Source organism: Porticoccus sp. (assembly GCF_041592135.1).
GTDB lineage: Bacteria > Pseudomonadota > Gammaproteobacteria > Pseudomonadales > Porticoccaceae > Porticoccus.
In genome coordinates this window covers 1-2469 of record NZ_JBFHQR010000203.1, presented here as the reverse complement: position 1 = coordinate 2469, position 2469 = coordinate 1, and the positions used below count along the sequence as shown (strand labels likewise).

The window sequence follows — 2469 nt, the reverse complement described above, 5'->3', positions numbered from 1 at the left end:
TACACCGTCTGGACAAGGATACCTCGGGGTTGATGGTGGTGGCGAAAACCCTGCCGGCGCACCAATCCCTGATCAAACAGTTGCAGGCGCGCACCGTGAGCCGTGAATACTTGGCCATTGTTCAAGGACATATGAGCGGCGGTGGCACCGTCGACAAACCGATTGGGCGCCATCCCCAGGCGCGTACCAAAATGGCTGTCCTCGACCTCGGCGGCAAGGAGGCGATTACCCATTACCGGGTGGTGGAGCGTTTTCCCGGTCATACCTATATTCGCGTCAGGCTGGAAACCGGGCGCACCCACCAGATTCGGGTGCACATGGCCAGTATCGGCTACCCGCTGATCGGGGACATCACCTATGGCGGTCGTCTCAAGCTGCCGAAAGGCGCTTCACTTGAACTGCACGATGCACTGCGAGCCTTCAAACGACAGGCATTGCATGCAACCCGGCTCGCCCTGATCCATCCCGCATCCGGTGAATTGATGGAATGGCAGGTGTCCCCGCCAGCGGATTTCAACGAGTTACTGGCGGCCATTCAGGCTGATGCGGCCGGTAGACAGTAAGCCGTGAGTGTTTTGATCCCGGATTGGCCGTGCCCCGCGAACATCCGGGCCGCCGCGACGACTCGCCGGGGCGGTGTCTCCAGCCCGCCATGGCGCAGTATGAACCTGGCCTACCATGTGGGTGACAGCCCTGTTGCGGTGCAGCAGAACTGGCAATTGCTGGCGGCGTTATTGCGCTTTCCCTCGTCGCCACAGTTGCTGGAGCAGGTGCATGGCACGGAGGTCGTTGTGGCGCACAGTGACGGGGTGATTCGCCGCGCTGACGGCAGCTACAGTGATCGGCCGGGAGTGGTCTGCACCGTGATGACCGCTGACTGCCTGCCCATTTTGCTGTGCAATCGGCAGGGAACCGAGGTGGCCGCCCTGCACGCCGGTTGGCGCGGGCTGGCCGAGGGGGTGGTGGCCAGTGGTATCCGGCAGTTTCGATCCCCTCCCGCGCAGCTGATGGCCTGGCTGGGCCCGGCGATTGGCCAGGCCGGCTTTGAAGTGGGGGCGGAGGTGTACAAGGCTTTTCTCGCCAACGCGCCGGCCTGGGGCGGTGTGGCTCAGATTGAAAACTGTTTCGTCAGCACCAAGCCCGGTCATTGGTGTGCGGACCTGTACGCACTGTCCAGATTGGCGCTGGCAGCTCAGGGCGTGTCCCACATATACGGTGGTCAGTTCTGCACCTATTCGGATGCTGACCGCTTTTATTCTTTTCGCCGCGACGCACAGACTGGCCGTATGGCCAGCTTGATCTGGATCAGTTAAAAAGCCCCCCTCCGCTTGAAATAGTCATTGCCGCCCCAATTTTCTTAGCCAACAGCAACAATTGAGGTTGGTTATGCGATTTGACCGTTTTACCAGTCATTTACAGAATGCCATTTCCGATGCCCAGTCCCTGGCCGTCGGCCGGGATCACAGTGCCCTGGAACCGGTTCACCTGATTCTGTCGCTGCTCAATCAGCAGGGCAGTTCGCTCAAACCCATGCTCAACCAGGCGGGCTTCAAGGTTGCGGAGCTGAAAACCGAACTTGAACAGCAACTGGAGAACTTACCCAAAATCCAGAATCCCACGGGGGAAATTTCCATCTCGCCCGAGCTGGCAAGGCTGTTTAACCTGGCCGATAAACAGGCCCAGCAGCAGGGCGACCAGTATATTTCCAGCGAGGCGCTGATTCTGGCCGCTTTTGAGGACAAGGGCGAGCTGGGCAAGACGCTGGCCAGGTTTGGCGACAAGTCCAAATTCAAGGCGGTTGTGGATAAAATTCGTGGAGGTGAAGCCGTGACAGACCCGGAAGCGGAAGGCAGCCGCCAAGCGCTGGAAAAATACACCATCGACCTCACAGCCCGGGCGGAAGAGGGCAAGCTTGACCCAGTTATTGGTCGGGACGATGAGATCCGTCGAACCATCCAGGTGTTGCAGCGCCGCACCAAGAACAACCCGGTGCTGATCGGCGAGCCCGGCGTGGGTAAGACCGCTATTATCGAGGGACTGGCCCAGCGGGTGGTGAACGGCGAGGTGCCGGAGGGTCTGAAGGACAAGCGCATCCTCTCTCTGGACCTGGGGTCATTGCTGGCGGGAGCCAAATTCCGCGGCGATTTCGAGGAACGCCTGAAGGCGGTGTTGAAAGAGCTCTCCAGGCAGGAGGGCCGCATCATCCTGTTTATCGACGAGCTGCACACCATGGTGGGGGCAGGCAAGGCCGAGGGCGCTTTGGATGCGGGCAACATGCTGAAGCCGGCCCTGGCTCGCGGTGAATTGCACTGTGTGGGTGCCACCACGCTGGATGAGTATCGACAATTTATCGAAAAGGATGCCGCCCTCGAGCGCCGTTTCCAGAAAGTGCTGGTGGATGAACCCAACGAGGAGGACACCATCGCCATACTGCGCGGCCTCAAGGAGCGCTATGAGGTCCACCATGGG

3 protein-coding genes are annotated in these 2469 nt (G+C 60.1%); all 3 read left to right on the top strand.

Going from position 1 to position 2469, the window contains the following annotated elements:
• The coding region (locus ABY948_RS12075) for an RluA family pseudouridine synthase (protein ID WP_461482784.1) at positions 1–563 on the top strand (563 nt) is incomplete at its 5' end.
• Between the two features lie 3 nt (positions 564–566).
• Positions 567–1313, top strand: a complete 747-nt coding sequence (gene pgeF, locus ABY948_RS12070; protein WP_461482783.1) for a peptidoglycan editing factor PgeF — start codon at positions 567–569, stop codon at positions 1311–1313.
• 73 nt (positions 1314–1386) lie between these two features.
• Positions 1387–2469 (top strand): Clp protease N-terminal domain-containing protein (locus ABY948_RS12065; protein ID WP_461482782.1); only part of this gene is annotated, 1083 nt, incomplete at its 3' end.